This is a genomic window from Bacteroidia bacterium (genome assembly GCA_016218155.1).
GTDB lineage: Bacteria > Bacteroidota > Bacteroidia > Bacteroidales > GWA2-32-17 > GWA2-32-17.
Map to the genome: position 1 here is coordinate 198,657 of JACREQ010000105.1, position 17,871 is coordinate 216,527.

The 17,871-nt window shown below is 31.1% G+C and carries 7 protein-coding genes; 2 read left to right on the plus strand and 5 right to left on the minus strand.

What is annotated here, in order from left to right; genetic code table 11:
* Window positions 1-179 precede the first annotated feature (179 nt).
* Window positions 180-6,371: a hypothetical protein gene (locus tag HY951_17335; GenBank protein ID MBI5541823.1), complete on the minus strand. Its 6,192-nt coding sequence runs from the start codon at window positions 6,369-6,371 to the stop codon at window positions 180-182.
* Between the two features lie 91 nt (window positions 6,372-6,462).
* On the opposite strand from HY951_17335, the gene HY951_17340 reads away from it, so the two are divergent.
* A complete protein-coding gene (locus HY951_17340; protein ID MBI5541824.1) occupies window positions 6,463-8,529 on the plus strand; it encodes a glycosyltransferase family 39 protein in 2,067 nt (688 codons plus the stop codon).
* 321 nt (window positions 8,530-8,850) lie between these two features.
* Here HY951_17340 and HY951_17345 read toward each other — a convergent pair whose 3' ends face one another.
* The 4 genes from HY951_17345 to HY951_17360 form a co-directional block, all read right to left on the minus strand.
* Window positions 8,851-10,644, minus strand: a complete 1,794-nt coding sequence (locus HY951_17345; GenBank protein ID MBI5541825.1) for a T9SS type A sorting domain-containing protein — start codon at window positions 10,642-10,644, stop codon at window positions 8,851-8,853.
* A 181-nt stretch (window positions 10,645-10,825) separates the two neighbouring features.
* Window positions 10,826-12,763, minus strand: a complete 1,938-nt coding sequence (locus tag HY951_17350; GenBank protein MBI5541826.1) for an OmpA family protein — start codon at window positions 12,761-12,763, stop codon at window positions 10,826-10,828.
* A 10-nt stretch (window positions 12,764-12,773) separates the two neighbouring features.
* Entirely contained in the window at window positions 12,774-13,397 is a 624-nt protein-coding gene (locus HY951_17355; protein ID MBI5541827.1) for a 7-carboxy-7-deazaguanine synthase QueE, read from the minus strand.
* A gap of 292 nt (window positions 13,398-13,689) precedes the next feature.
* Entirely contained in the window at window positions 13,690-15,192 is a 1,503-nt protein-coding gene (locus tag HY951_17360) for a NapC/NirT family cytochrome c (protein ID MBI5541828.1), read from the minus strand.
* Between the two features lie 279 nt (window positions 15,193-15,471).
* Here HY951_17360 and HY951_17365 point away from each other — a divergent pair, with 279 nt between their 5' ends.
* Window positions 15,472-17,862, plus strand: coding sequence for a cytochrome b/b6 domain-containing protein (locus tag HY951_17365; GenBank protein ID MBI5541829.1), 2,391 nt, complete (start codon window positions 15,472-15,474; stop codon window positions 17,860-17,862).
* The last annotated feature ends 9 nt before the right edge of the window (window positions 17,863-17,871 follow it).

The window sequence follows — 17,871 nt, forward strand, 5'->3', positions numbered from 1 at the left end:
ACTAACAAATGCTCTAACAACAAAATATGATGTAGTTAAAGGCGATTCTACCAATTTCTCAAATAATTACATCTTTAACTAAAGATGTATATAGTTTTATACCAACACATTATGCGCATATCAAAAATAGACAAAAAGTCAGAGTAGTTAACATTAACATGTTAATACTTTCCTTTAAGCTATTCAATCTTAACTCTTTCACCTTGAGAATGAGAAGTAAATTCAGGCGCATACATACATTGTATAGTGGTTATACCATTTGAAAAATCTCCTTTTTGAGCAACACGCAAAGGATATTCAAACACATATGTACCTTTTGGTAAATTATCCATAAAGAAATTTGTACTTGCATCCTTTGTACTCTCATAATAACCCAAGCCATCCTGATATTTATATACAGAGAATACATTTATTGGTTCAAAACCAGATGCACGCATATCTTTCATGTGAACGAACTCCATTGTTCTGTCAACTCTTAGTTCAATACGAACAATTACCTTATCACCTACTTTAAGAATTGCAGGAGCCTTAATTGGTTCAATTACTTTTCCTGATGAAGTAAGTCTTTCAACAAAAAGTTCTTTTTTAAGTTTTAAAGGAGTTTCGTGTGGAGTAATTTTATCAAGCTGTTCAAAGTATTGCCAATAAACCGATCCCCAAGCAACACCTTCAGTATTTTTAGTAATTGTAACTTTTCCCATTTCAGGTTTAACATCACTACCTTGCCAACTAGTTTTAAAGTATCCTGTACCTGCCTCTATCTGTACATTATCCATTTTTTTAGGATCAATTTTCTGAGTACCTATAACAATATCCACTAATTGATCATTCGCCAATAAATCGGTTCCTTTTAATAACAATGAGTAAATTGCTTCAACTGTTGCCTTTGTTGTTCTCCAATCCTGTGTCTGTTTTTGTTTTAGTAACCATATTTTCAGTTCTTCAACTGATTTCTGATCATTTGCAACTTCATCAAATGCTTCAATCAAAAGTGCCTGAGTTTCTATCGGAGCATTGTACCAGTAATAACCGGCTTCAACATCTTTCCAGTACATACCTAACTCATCATGAGTAATAGAATTTTCGCGAAGGGATTTAATTATATCCAAAGGAACTTTCTTACTCTGATAGCGATGAAGTCCCAATGCCATCATTCCCTGCAAATATTTATTTTCACTTAGCCAGTATTTTTCTGCCTGTCCTTTAAAATATTCAAAAGCAGTTTTACTGTTGTTTGGTATCGGTATTTCTGTAAAGAAACTACGCGCATACAAGTATTGTACCTGAGTTGAACTAATATGTTTTTTTAGAAGTTCTTCTTTTGTGTAGTATCTTAACAAATCATTATAATCATCCCTTATTCTTTTATCAAGATAGTTTACACCTTCTTCAACCATTTTTTTCAAATCCTTATCTTTTGCATAATCTATAACTTTTAATTTCTGGAGATGACCAAAACCTGTTATCATGTGCTGTGTTATATATCTATTTTCTGGCATTCCCGGGAACCAAGGCCACCCACCATTTGCAGACTGTGATTTCTCTAATTTTGTAAGTGCAACCTGCATTTCATTCGACATTCTGTTTAAATCAAAAAGCAACCCTATATTTCTTTTTCTTTGTGTTTCGTCCTGTGCATCTAAAACCCAAGGAGTTTCCTGTAACAATACAGATTTTAATTCCTGATTCTTTTCAAGATTTGAAAGTAATGCTTTTGAATCGGGCGTATTTTTCCATGAATCAAAAACCGCTTTTATTTTGGGCGATGAATTAGCAATATGTGTTGCAAGACTGTTTGCATAATAACGACTAAAAATTTGCTCGTTACATTCATATGGATATTCTATAAGGTATGGCAATGCCTGAACAGCATACCACGCTGGGTTTGAAGTAAACTCTAGTGTATATTTAAAACTTTTTAATGTTGATGAATTTCCTGACTCCAACAACTTTTTAAATTCAAAAGTTTTAGATGAATTCCCTCTTATTGGCAATGGCATAGATTCGGTAACCATCATTCTGTTACTCATAATTGGAACAACAGTTTGTTCTCCATCGCTAAAATTTTCTGCTGTTGCAACAATTTTCACAGAAACAGCATTTATTCCTTCTGGAATATTTAAATTCCATGTTACATTAGTATTTCCTTTTTTGTCGACTGAGAATTTTTGCACATCATCCTTGTTACTTAAAATCCCTTCAATTGTCTTCATTGTTACAGGATCTATAAGTTCAATTTTGGTCTGTCCCTTTAATTCTTTTTCGCTTAAATTACTAATTTTTACAGACAATTCTATTTTGTCATTTTCTCTAAAAAAACGAGGAAGATTTGGAACAACCATCAACTCTTTCTGAGTTACCAATTCATTATTAATAAAACCATATTCCAAATTTTGTGTATGTGCAAAACCCATCATTTTCCACGATGTTAAAGCTTCGGGAATAGTGAATTTCACAATAACTTCGCCATTTTCATTTGTCATTAATGTTGGATAGAAGAATGCTGTTTCATTTAAATTTGTTCTAGCTTTTACATTTCCAAGAGGATTATCTATAGCCTGTTGATTTGATTCTAACAGCCTATTTTTATCTTTTCCAGCAATATCAATAACACCATTTGCTTCTTCTTTTGAAACAATTCCGGTATTTCCTGAAACATCAGATTTTTTTTCTGATTCATCCATCTCACCAGCCATTGCAACTGACGGTGCTGCCTCGGTTTGCGACATTACCATTGCATTTTTAGAATATCTTTTTCCTCTTGAACCACCTTCTCTACCATAACCATAATAATTTCTGTTACCATAAAAATAAAAATCGAACCAGTTTAATGCATCATATGTCTGATATGGCATTACAGGATAGTTTTTATAATTCCTAACAATTTGCTTAGATGAATTATAACTAAATAAATCAGGACTTAAATACAGACTCATATAATCATAAGGATATACATTAAAGCCCCAATAATTTGCTTTTAATGCATCCAACGACTTATCATATAAAGCAGCTACCATTTCAGCTGCAACTTTTTCGCCTTTTGGACCAGTAATTTTTAATCTCCACTCCTCCTGTTGTCCAGGTATTAGTTTATCCCTGAATGTTTCAAACTTAATCTTCAGCTCTTTGTTAGAATAAGGTACATTAACAGTCTCGTCATAAGAATATATTCTGTTATTTGCCACTAATCTGAAATGTACAGAAAAGTTACCACGATATTCTTCTTTAACCGGAATTTCAACAATAGATTGATTATTTGAAATATGAGTCCAGTACCTTAATATTATTTTATTTCTATGTTCTATTTCACATAATAAATTCACATTCTGGTAACTTGACCCGACAACAAATTTTGCAGTTTCACCAGGCTCACAGTATTTTTTTACTGCAGCATGCCAGAAAGGAGTTGCATATGGGAGTTTATATGAATTCTCGCCAAATACAGTAATGTATTTCTTGTTTATAACTTTTTTTCCAAAGGAATCTATAGAATTTATTTCTATTACATACCTTCCTGGTTCCCATTTTGCAAGGTCTTTTATCTCAAATTTTTCTTCTTTACCTGTATCAAATCCATAATTATAAACCTGTTTAATTACTTTCAACTTTGAAATATCGGCTTCATTATCATATACATTCCCAGGGAATTTATTCGCCCACTCTTCATTTGTGTAATAAAACTTCTCGGGTTTCTGCCATAATCTGTTTCTTAAAACTTCTTTTTCATCTTCTAATTTGGATATTGTTATTTTTCCTGAAGCAGAAATTTTTTCTCCATTTAAGTTTGTTGAATAAATATAGTATTTTTCTACTTCCGAAGAATTCAACATCTCGGGAACATTAACATTTAACAATAAGGTTGTATAACCAACTGTTATTGACTTTGAATCACTTTGAGTTTCACCATTTATATCTGTAATATCTATGTAAACCTGATAATCAAAATCAGTATAATCATCAGCTTTTACAGACAAATCGGGAATTGCTTTAAACTTAAATTTAAATTCTCCTTTATCATCAGTAGTTATTTTTCCATTTGTTATTTCAACAGAAGTTTGTCTGAATGGTCTCCACCACCAGCCACGCCATATTGGAGTACGAACAACGCGATATGTTACAACAGCATCAGAAATATTTGCTCCCGAATATGCAGCTCCTTTTCCAGAAACCTCAACAGAATCGTTTAACCGGTAATTACCTTTAAATGGATTTAATTCTGCCTGAAACTTTGGTCGCTTGTATTCTTCTACCGAAACATAAATTGAACCATCAGGTGTAGAAAGCTGAAAATTCCCATTTAATAAGCCTTGAGGTATCTGTAATGTTCCACTAAAAGTTCCAAAGTCATTTGTTATAAAATTTGTTTGACTAACCGTTTGATAATTTGGGTCAATAAACGACAAAGTTGATGAATATTTTTTGGCAATGGTTCGTTTAGTACTGTCAACTTCAACAACAATTCCTTTATAGTAAATTGTTTGTCCGGGACGATAAATAGCTCTATCAGTAAAAATAATGGTACTATATGTTTTAAATCTCTCATTATTATACCTGTAATTATAAAAATTCTGACGAGTTTTTAATGTTTGTTTGTTCCATTTAAATTCTAATCCAACATTATACACATCTTTTATATATGTTTTTAATATATTGGTAAAACCGTCTTTATCTGTAGTGTATGTATCACCTTTTACATTATTATACTTTCTGGTTACATAATTATATTTTGAATAATATTCTGTTACCAAAACACCACTTAATGGCTCACCTGTATTTCTATTTGTTACGAAAACATCATAACTGCCATCTGTTAAACGACGATACATATAACTAATATCAGAAACCATGAAATCATCATAATCCATAGCTTCATCATCAAATTTAAACTCCTTGTTTTGTGAAGCAAAAATAACATAATGCCCATATGGCAAAGTATCTAATACAAATTCTGTAGAATGGCTGTTATAATCCTGCTCATAAGGAAGATTTACTTCATAATTCTTTACAGGTACAGCTGTCTTTAAAAGTTTATCTACAAAATCAACTCCGTAATTACTTTCACTTAAACGCTCATAGTCTTCAACATCAATTTTTGAAACTTTTATCCAAATTTTAGAAATATTCTGATAATTAATTCTTGTTGCAAATGATTTTCCGGGTATCTGAACCTGCTCTGAATTAAAATTTAAAGTTTTGTTTTCAATCTGTACTTTTAAATTTAAGCATTTTGCTGCTCCTGTTGAATTTTGAAATTGCGCTATAGAAGAATTACAAATAGCAATAGCCTTAATTTTATAATCTTTATATTTAAAGGTGGTAGAGTCTTCAGCATTAAAATTAACAGAAAGATTGTTTAAACATAAAGCTTGTTGATACGCAACTTCAGTTGAAAATTGGAATGTATTATATTTTTTGTGCAATTTATTTAATGCACTTAAATACAGATCATCTTTTTGAGTATTAACAGAATTCGCATAAACAAATTTTAATCTGGCCAAATCTGCGTCGATAAATGCTTCGGGTTTTGCATCATTTGCATGAAACTGTAATAGTTTTTGAATTACCTTAATTCCATAAAACTGTAATGACAAAGTATCAGAAGTATTTACTTTAATAGTCATAAATTCAGACGCATCAGAAAAATAAAAATCTTCTTTCAACTCAAAACTATCAGCCGGCTTTGATAATGCAATCTCTTTATTTGAGAAAAAATTAATTGCTCTGAACGCGAGAAAATCATATAATGTTGGTCTAAGACCATCAGTTCCTGATCCTAAATCAATAACGGCTTTTATTTCTGAGATAGGGGTTCTCTTTAAACTATCCTCATTCTCTAAAGACTTCATATAATGCTTAATACACGCATCTGCCAATCTGTTTAAATCCCAGGTCTTAATATCATCATTCTGAAAATTAACAGTTTCACTTCTTTTATTAAATTTCCATCTATTATTCTGGTAATACATCCAATACATTTCTGACGCAATTGAGTGATAAACCGGACCATAAGGGAAACGCATAATTTTAGCATCCTTAATTAAATCATTCAGAATATTTTCGAATGCGTCTTCTTCTATCATATTTCGATACTTAAGCTGATATATTCTTGCTTTAATAACCTGAGCTGCATTATTTTCGGCAAATGCTTTTTTATAAATTTTATCAACTAACTCTAAAGCAGATTTAGGTAAACCTTTATCATCCAAGCTATCAACTGAAGCCCATTCTTTGTTATAATCTTTTGTGCTGTTAAAATGCAAAGGTTTGTCGTCTGGTTTCATAGTTTGTTTATTAATATTAACTCCGGCATACATTATTGAAAAAACAATAACCACTGAAGCTGCGATAAGTAGAACTTTTTTGGTAAACATATTTTTAATTTTTTTGATTGCTTAAAAACGAATGAAAATACTGATAATTATTTAATTTTGAAAATCAGATTCAGAAAACATAAAATTCCATATGACCGGTAAAAATATTTTTTCAGATAAAAAAAGTTTACGTTGGCTTATATTCATATTAATTGCTACTGTAGTAATCTATTTACCAATGCTTAAAAACGGATTTACTTATTACAGTGACGATAATTATGTACTCAATAATTCTACCATTCAAAATTTAAACTGGAAAAACATTTCATTTTTATTTTCATCCTTTTTTGATGGACATTACCATCCTTTGACAATGCTTTCGCTTGCTTTTAATTATAAAATCAGCGGGAATAACGCTTTTTCTTACCAGTTATTTAATCTTATTCTTCACTTAATAAACACATTTCTGGTTTTTGTAATAACAAGAAAATTATTTGGTAACGATATTTTAGCAATAATTGTAACTATACTTTTTGGAATTCACCCTATTCATGTGGAATCTGTTTCGAGAATTACTGAACGTAAGGATATGCTTTACTCTGCATTTTTCTTTATCTCTATGTGGGTTTACATGAACTTTCTAGAAACAAAAAACAATAAAACTTATCTTATTTGTATCGGTGTTTTTGTTTTATCGTTGCTTTCAAAAGGTCAGGCGGTAACACTCCCTTTGTCATTATTGTTAATAGATTATATAAAAAACCGGAATTTTAAAGATAAAAAAGTATGGATAGAAAAAATTCCGTTTTTTGTTTTATCAATATTCTTTGGAATATTAACATTATACGCACAAAAATTTACCGGATATTATTTTGAGGTTCCAAAGATGCCATTTTACGAACCTATTTTACAGGCACACTATGTGTTTACGCATTATATCTCAAAATTAATATTGCCAATTTCATTATCGGCACACTACCCTTACGTTTATACTCCGGGAACTACAATACCTTCGTACTTTTGGTTATTTATTATTGTTACGCCCATTATTATTACATTATTATATTTTTTCAGAAAAAACAAACTGGTTATCTTTTCAATATTATTTTATATTGTAAATATTTTTATAATGTTACGAATTGTTCCTGTTGCCGGAAATATGAGCCCGGACAGATATAATTATATTCCTTCTTTTGGTTTTTTTATTATTATAGGATTAATTTCATTATGGGCTATAAAAAAAGGAATAAATTCAATTTTAATTTATAGTTTGTTAGCAGGTTATTTTATTTTTATCGGATATTTATGTAACGATAGAGTTAAAGTATGGAAAAGCGGCTCTACCGTATGGAATGATGCATTAAAAAAGTATCCCGATTGTACTTCTTTGTGGCAAAATATGGGCGATGTATATCTTAGAGAAAACAACCCAACCGAAGCAATAAAATCTTTGAATAAATCTTTAGAATTAGACAAACAAAATTTTATGACTTACTTCTCACTCTCAAAATATTATTCGGGAACAAATAATTCAAAAGATTTTAATACAACTTTTAATAAATGTAAAAATACTACAACAGGTTCAGCGCAGGATTACACTAACAAATCGAATATTGCTGCATTAAACAAAGATTATATTTTAGCACTGTATTATGTTACAAAAGCTCTTGTGTTAAACCCCTATGAAGCAAAAGAATGGTTTAACAGAGGTAATGTTTTTAGTATGGAAAAAAAATTCAACAAATCAATAAAAGATTACACCATTTGCTTAAGCTACCGACCATCTTTTATTTCAAATTGCCTCTATTTTAGAGCCATTGCTTATTTCCTTACAGGTGATATAACAAATGCAGAAACTGATATTAAAGAAGCAATAGAATACAATCCAAAAAAAGAAGATTACAAATCGTTACTTGGAAATATATTATTTATTAAGAACAATCAGGATACTACTTTTTTAAAAACCACAGCAGATTATATTTCAAAAGGAAATACTTTTTTATCTAATAACGGTTACTATTTTGCAATACCATTTTACGAAAAAGCATTAAAATCGGGCTCAACTGATTCTACTTTAATAATGAATTTAGCAAGTTGTTATTATGAGACAGGCAGCCCAACAAAAGCGATTAATATTTTAGACAGCAATAAAAATAACAATATATACATTTCAGCAAAAAAGCTTGAAAAAGAATATTCTATATATTTTAAAGATTAAATTATTTAACCGTTGTTATTATAACATGAGTTCGATATAAAATAATAGAATACCTAGTTTTGTTACTTCGCCGCGGCGAAGAGTGGATTTTCGAAGAAAATTTGTATCGAAATGAACAAAACGACTAGTTTTCGATACGAAATTCTGAAAGAATTTCACTCTTCGCCGCGGCGAACTAGCATCGTTTTCTTATATCGAACTCACATTATAATATATTCTGTTCTTCTGTTAATGTTTTCTGCTCATATCCACGGTCTGTGTGTAACAGACAACATAACCATATTTTGGTATTCAACCATTCGACAAGCTCAGGATGACTACTTACAACTTTACAAATCTCTCTGTAATATTTATGTTCGTTCCAGTTACCCTAATACCATACACACCCTGTTCTAACCCACTAACATCAATTATTGATTCTCCGCCTGTGGCGGATTGTTTAGTTGTTATTTGTTGAACAAGTTCCCCCTGCATATTGTAAATTGTTATAGATACCGGAGAGTTTATTGCTGTACGTATTTTTACATGCAACTCGTTATTAGCAGGGTTTGGGAATATCTCTACTTTCTTTGGATACCAAGCTTCTTCCAATACTCCGGCACCACAGTTTTTAACAAACATTTGTACTGTATCACTTTGGTTCCACCCCCAAGGATCTTTTACTTTTATTATTACCTGTTGCAATCCCAGTGTTGTTGGTTTATATGGAACAAGAGTATCTATCCATAAAGGTAAGGTGTTAGGATAATAAATACTATCCAATGCAAGTGTTGTATTTGCATAAACAAAGTAAGGTGCACTTCTTCCTTTAAATTTTACATGTAACCATGTTGTATCGTTTTTACAGACTGTATCGGAAGCTTGTAATATTGTGCAAACCAAAGTAGTATCATCACAACTATGAAAACCATCACAACCTAGACTATCGGTTTTTACAAGCCATGCTTCCATGTTAGGACCCATGTTTGTTGTATCTATGGCAGAACCGCAAAAGGCAAATCCTTTATCATTTGTTTCAATTATATCCCATGCCCGGTATCGTATGTACTGTGTTGTATCACCTTGGTAATAATCTCTTGACCAGAGAATATTTCCGTTGTTATTGAATTTTGTAACCTGGGAATATATAGAATTATCTTCAATTACTGGTGATCTTTGTGTTAATAACACTTGGTTCCCATCGAATGTTGAAATTATTTTTGAAACTGTAACACTTGGAATAGTTGTTCCAATATTCTTTGTCCAGATTGTATTAAATTGTCTGTCAACTTTTACTACAGCTGAAGCCCAGTAATAATGAAATAATCCAGTATCATATTGATAAAATATTCCGGAAATAAAATAACAACTGTCTGAAGACAATGAAAGTGATCTTATCCCATCATTATCAGATTGATTTAATGTACCATAAAAATACTGCCCTAAAACCTGCCCTGTTGTATCGGTATTTACCAAATACCATTTCTCATGGCTACCATCAGGTACTGAAATCCCACCTAATAATAAATTATCGTCAAAACCAATCATTATTCTATTAACACCTTCAGAATTAACAGTACCTATACTCTTTGTAGAAATAGTAATAAAATTTGTATCTGTTTTCCAAAACATAATATTTGAATTAGGTAAACTATCTCCATTATCATTGTACCAGGTAGCGCCAGTAAAATAATAACTATTATTTATTTTGCAATTACCAAAAAGTTGAGAATATTTTTGAGAATATATGGAATCGTTATATCTTACAAGGTTAGTATCAATATACAACATATACTGCCTCCACATATTTGAAGTTAAATTTACATGTTGAGTCAAAACCAGGAGTTTATTATTTTGTAGAGGAATAAAATTTTCTATAAAGTACTTACCCGTATCAGTACCGTATATAGCAGTATCTATAATATTTCCAAGATAATCTGCTTTTAATAGAAGGATTTTTAAATTTGGATTATATGTTGAACCATTAACAAAAATCTCATTATTAAAATCAATTAAATTAAGAAATATTGGATAGTTTGTACTACCAAAATCATAAGTTTTAAAAAACTCAATAGACTGAGCAAGTCCATTGAGTTTTAAAATAAGAATAAATAATATTGAAAATATTAATTTCACTTTTGAATGTTTAGGTCTTTACTGCATTGCGTTTCTCCATTAATATACAAACTTAATATATAATTGCCTGTAATGCAAGTATTACAATTAACCTGCAGCTCTCCTTTTGTATCAGGCAGTTTAAAACTGTTCATTATTTTTTAACCTCTGGTCAGTATGTCACATACCACATAAGATTAAATTATTTAATAGTTGTTATAATAAATTCCGTTCTTCTGTTAAGTGCCCTTCCTTCTTCCGTATCATTTGTTGCAATAGGTTTAGAAAAACTATATCCTTTAGAACTCAGTCTGGTTGAAGCAATACCATGTTCAACCAAATAAGTCTGAACAGATTTTGCACGGTTTTGCGAAAGCTTTAAATTGTGTTCCTGCGAACCAACATTATCAGTATGTCCACCAATTTCTATAGATACTCCCGGATTTTCTTTCAGGAAAGAAATTAGTTTAGATAGCTCTGTTTTAGATTTTGGTTTCAGATTTGACAAATCAGTATCAAAGAAAATATTTCTAAGAACAACAGCAACACCTGGTTTTATTGGTGTTAATGGAACATCCAGATTATAAGGTTTTGAAAAATCTGTTAACCCCTCTAAAGAGAAATTACCACTATAAAAAACATAACCTTTTTTAGCAACATTTAAAGCATAATTTTTTTCGGTAGGAATACAAGCCAGATATGCTCCGGTTATAGGATCAGACTTTAAACAGGTAACAGATTCTGAAGTTTCAAGCTCTAACATTTCAACTTCTGCTTCCAATTTTTGCTTTGTTATCACATCGTATACAACACCTTTAACCCATGTTACTACCTGTGGTCTGGCTTCGGGATAAAGCTCAAACTGAAAAATATCCCAATCTCTTGAACCATCTCTGTTTGATGAATACATTGCCAGATTACCATGAGCATTAACAGTCAACCCAAAATCGTCGGCAAAAGTATTAATAGGGTAGCCAATATTTTTTGGCGTACTCCATGTACCGTCTTTTTTAAGTCTTGAGTAAAAAATATCCTGTCCGCCCATTCCAGGCCATCCATCAGATGAAAAATATAATGTTTTACCATCCGGATGAATAAATGGTGCATACTCATTTTTTTTAGTATTAATGCTATCTCCTAAATTTACCGGCTCTGTCCATGTTCCATTTTCATTTTTTCTTGTAAAGTAAATATCACGTCCTCCTTTTGAATCAGGTCTTCCACCCGAAGCTAAAAAAAGCACTCTTCCATCAGAAGAAGGAGCCGGATTTGACTCCCAATAACTCGTACTTATAGGTGGTCCGATATTTTTTGGAGTACTCCACCTGTTGCCCATCTTTTCAGAATAATAAATATCACATGAACCAAAATCTTCTTTACGATTGCAGGCTGTATAAAAAAGAAAACGACCATCGGCAGAAATTCCCTGTGCTCCCTCATTATCCTGCGTATTAATTGGCGAACCAACATTAAGAGATGGTGACCATGTTCCGTCTTCAGTTTTATGTGTAATAAAAAAATCTTCCTGCATTAACACACTTCCGTTTGGCATTCTGTATTTTGTTGGCAATTGAACTGTAAACATCATAGTATTTTCATCAGCAGTTAATGAGGGCCAATAATCCTTAAATTCTGTATTTACATATGGTCCTAAATTAATCGGATTAAAAGGTACAGGGTGCTTAATTGCATATGCCCCGAACTCGGCTTTAACCAGATATTCTTTTGCTGAATTTGAAATACTTGTATCTGAATCTGAAAACGAAATACATTTATTAAGATGCACAACAGCATCGTCATAACTTCCAATTTTCATTTCAGATTTTGCAACAAAAAAATACATTTTAGAATTATATTCCGGATTTATTTCAATTACCTTTTTTAAGGCAGCAATTTCTTCCTTAAAATGATATTGTTCATTTTCCAAATCTGCTAACAATAAGTACGGTTCAATAAAATTGGGATCTTTTTCTAATGCAAACTCAATATAATTTTTTGTGTACTCTAAATCACCTTTGTTATAATACCCTATTGCAATCTCAAAAAACTCAATTGCTTTTTTATTTGTTGAAGTATAATTTCCCTGAGAATATCCTGTAAGAGAAATAAATAACATTAAAACAACTACTAATATTCTCATAAATTTTATATTATGGTATATGCATAAATTTATGTGCCTGAATAGAAATATTCCATTTTGGATTTTCTTTTACATACGAAACAACATCTTCAATAATTTCGCCAAATTTACTCCATTCGGGCTGCAAAAATAATTTACAGTTATTATTCACCTTTTTAGCATTTTCTTCGGCCCATAAAAAATCATCAGAATTTTGAATAATAACTTTAAGTTCGTCAGCTTTATTGTAAATATCTGCTACAGGTGGGTTCTGCTTTTTAGGTGAAAGGCAAATCCAATTCCAGTTCCCCGATAATTGGTAAGCTCCGCAGGTTTCAAGATAAGTTTCTATTCCTTTATCTTTTAAACTACTACAAAGCACATCAAGATTATAACTTAGGGGCTCACCACCAGTTACAACAACTGCTTTTGCAGGAAATTCAGAAGCAATTTCTACAATCTCATCAACACGCATTAACCATTCTGGATGATTATTCCATGAAAATTTTGTATCGCACCAATCGCATGCTATATCGCATCCTGCTATTCTAATAAAATAAGCTGCTTTTCCTGTATGATAACCCTCACCCTGAATTGAATAAAACTTTTCAATAATTGGTAATTTTATTCCCGAATCTTTTTCTAAAATAGTCATGTTAAGCTAAAATCTAATACAAAAGTAATCTTATAATTTATTTTCTTAACGTGAGTTCGATATAAAATAATTGCATACCTAGTTTTGTTACTTCGCCGCGGCGAAGAGTGGATTTTCGTAGAAAATTTGTATCGAAATGAACAAAACGACTAGTTTTCGATACGAAATTCTGAAAGAATTTCACTCTTCGCCGCGGCGAACTAGCATCGTTTTCTTATATCGAACTAACGTTTTCTTAATAAAAAAGGCTGAATGTACATTCAGCCTCTTAAATAACAGTTAAAATATTCTGTTAAAAAGGTTCTAAATGGCATTCTGAACAATTAGTAGTTTTCCATTCTTCACCAATGTCAACAGGATGTTGGAATTCTAAAGTGCTATTTATTGTTGAATATTTTATTGAATCTGTTGCTCCTTGTCCAATAATAGTATGACAAAGATTACAATCTTTAGAAATAACTTTTCCATCAGCTGATTTATGTTTATCATCATGACATCTGAAACATCCGTTAAATTCTAAGTGACCAATATTCATTGGATATGCAGTATATCTAACTTTCATTTCAGGGAAAGTATTATAAGAGAATTCTGTTTGAATTGCAGTAATTGCTGATTTAATTTCTTTCTGATATTTTGTAAATAAATCAGGATAAGAACTTTTATAAAATTCTGTTATTTGCTTTTCAATACCCATTCTGGCTGAATCTTTTGTAGAATACACATCATTTAATCCTTCCATTGCTGCAGCTTTTAAATAAGGAACTGATTTTGAAATCTGATTTCCTGCAAACAAACTATTTACATAATTCGAAGGTGCTAAATATCTATGTGAAGGACGGTTATGACAGTCCATACAATCCATTACTCGTTTCTCAGAATTTGCAACTTCTTTTACAGTTGGGTGAATAGAAGTATCTCCTTCAAGAAAAATTGTCTCTTTACCGGTTTTCTTGTTATAGTATCTAACCCAAGGAATAGTTTTACGTTTTTCGTCTGACTGATATGTAATTTCTACATCATTATTTATGTGCCAGTGAATTCCTTCTGTATTACCCAATGCAGAATGATCAGATCCGATACGCATTTTCATAATCACATTCCATTCTGTATTTGCTGAATCGGCTAAATAATATTTTTCATTTCTGATTTTATTTGTATAAAATTTCTGTGGCCAGTGACATTTTTCGCAAGTCTCGCGAGCAGGTCTTAAATTTGCAATAGGAGTTTCTATCGGCCTGTTGAATGTACCCAAAAAGTTTTTATACACCTGTCGTAAACCTGACATTTTTGATTTTACATAAAAATCAACACCTTCACCAACGTGACATTCTGCACATTTAACTTTTGCATGTGGTGAATGCTGATATGCAACATACTCAGGTTCCATTACATCATGGCAAAGAGTACCACAAAATTCTACAGATTCTGTATAATGAAATCCTTTATAGCTTCCCATTATTGTAAAAAGAACAAAGAAAACTGTAACTACAGAAAAAATAAAAAGGGCATTTCTTGTTTTTTTATCTTTTAAATCAATCACTAATAATTTATCATCCGAGGTTTGAGTACCTTTTTTTATTTGTCTCTTTTTACGCCACATTCCAAAAGGAATTAGAATTAATCCCAATACTAAAAAACCCGGAGTAACCATATATGCAAATAGATCAAAATATACATTCTCTACTCCAAAAAGATTAATCTGGATTACAAAGAAAATAATTGTAATCCAAGCTATTAAAGCTGTAATTGTTCCCAGATAGGAAATGTAATTGTAATAGGTACGTGGTAATTTCATTTTAAACTAGTTAAATTGTTTATATTTCAGATCGTAAAAATAAGTAAAGACTTGCTTATATCAAGACTTTTTTAAAAAATAATGACTAATTTAGAAAGTTTCTATGTTTTACAACATAGTTTTTAAACACAGCTATTTATGTTTTATAATAGTTTATAGTCCTTAAAAGACTTCTAATTTTACACAAAACAATATTCCATTATGATTATTAATAACTTTATGTTAATATAACCATATGTAATTCTATTGTTTTTTAACACCTTACATAAATATTTAATTATGAAATATATTAAATTTATTCTATTAAACGTCGCTTTATTACTTTTCTTTTTCAACTTTCAGGTAAAAGCTCAGGAAGTAGTTTGCCTGGATTGTCATGAAAATTTAGTTGAAAATACAGTTCACAACAAAGTTATAAAATGTGGTGACTGCCATCGTGATATAAACACTACAGAACATGGAGCGGGATCTGCAAAAAAAGTGAATTGTGCTAATTGCCATGCTGCTTTAAATAATCAGATGAATCATGACGTACACAGAAACGTTTTTAATGTTGATGAAAAAGATGCTCCAAATTGTAAATCGTGTCATGGAACTCATAAAATTAAGTCTCCTTCAAAAATTGAAAACAAACAAAAAGAATATTGTAGTAAATGTCATAAAACTGATGTGCTAAAATCAGTTTATCATACAAAAAGCGAGAAGGATTATAACTGTAACAAATGTCATAATGATGCTTTACATAAAAATAATTTAGCAAAATCTGTACATCATAGTTTGAGTTGTTCTAATTGCCATAGTTATGTTGTAAATAATATTGACAATCATAGAAAAGCACCAAAAGACGGAATTTTAGCAGATTGTTACATTTGCCATAATGCAATTGCAAACGAGCATAAAGAAAGCATACATGGTATTTCAATATTAGAAGGAATTAACGAAGCAGCACAATGCTGGGACTGCCATGGATCACATTCTATTGACTCTGTTTCAAATAAAAACAGCTTAGTATACTCAACAAATTTAGTAAGCACATGCGGTAAATGTCATGATAATCCTGACTTTACTAAAAAACATGCATTTGCAATTAAATCGCCGGGCAAAATGTACTCACAAAGTGTACACGGGAAATTAGTTGCAAACGGAACAAATGCTGCAACCTGTATAACTTGTCATGGTAAACACAATATTAAAAACAGAATACAGGAAGGTTCAAAAATTGCAAGTACAAACATTCCTGGCACATGCGAAGAATGTCATGCAGAAATAACAAAAGAATACAAACAATCTATACATTGGATTGGTGTTAAAAAGGGAATAAGAGAAGCACCATCTTGCAATGATTGTCATAGTGAACATAATATTCACCAAATAAATACTGCCGATAAGAGAGAAGAAATAAAAAGAATACAATCCCAAACATGTCTGGAATGTCATAACAATCTTATGCTTTCCGAAAGATATGGAATGTCAGGGAATAGTGCAGGAAATTACGAAGACAGTTATCATGGCCTTGCCGCATCACGTGGAGAAGATAAAGCAGCATTATGTGTAGATTGTCATGGAGTACATAAAATTTTACCAAAATCTCATGCTGAATCATCGATTAATAAAAACAATATTACTGCAACATGTAAGAAATGTCACGAAAAAGCTAACGAAATTTTTTCTATCAGCTACTCTCATACTACGCAACTTGATTCTGCAAAAAACATTGAGGACATTGTTACATTTGTTTATTTCTGGTTAATTGTTATTGTTGTAGGATGGATGTTTGTACATAACCTATTAATATTAATTCATGAATTAAGAAAAAGATATAAAAAGTCTAAAAATGAAATCAGGATTCCAAGATTTACAACTAATGAATTAATTCAGCATACTGTTTTACTGGTTTCATTTATTGTATTAGCAATTTCGGGCTTTCAGTTAAAATATCCCGATAGCGCATTTGGCAAAGGATTATATGCTTTAGGAATGGACGAAAATATTCGTCAATGGGTACATAGAATCTCAGCTATAGTAATGATGGCACTTTCTGTATATCATGCTATTTATTTAGTTATAACAGCCAGAGGACGTGATGTACTAAAAGGATTATTCCCAAATTTCAGCGACTTAACTCAATTAATAAATAATTCATTATTTTATTTACACCTAAAAAAGAAACAACCAGAATTCGACAACTATAATTACATGGAAAAAATGGAATACTGGGCATTAATTTGGGGAACATTGGTAATGGGTGCAACAGGTATTGTTCTTTGGTTCCCAACAATTGGTGGCGACTGGGCTCCGGTATGGTTTATTAAAGTAAGTGAAATTATCCATTTCTATGAAGCTATACTTGCTACTCTGGCTATTGTTGTATGGCACTGGTTCTTTGTTATTTTCCACCCAAAAGAATATCCTTTAAACTTTATCTGTATTGATGGTGAAATTACTATACATCATTTTAAAGAAGAACACAAATTAAAATTCTATAAGGTAATTATTGAGTGGCTTGAAGTAAAGAAAGGTATTCGCACTCCTAAAAAAATGAACCATTATACAAAATTATTTATTAAAGCTGTTGAAAAAGGTGGTGTTACAATGGAAAGCCTTGTAAATTCTGAGCTTAATAAAGACGAAAACTTAAAAGCTATGGCTGAAAAACAAAATTTGATTTAGTGTTGATTG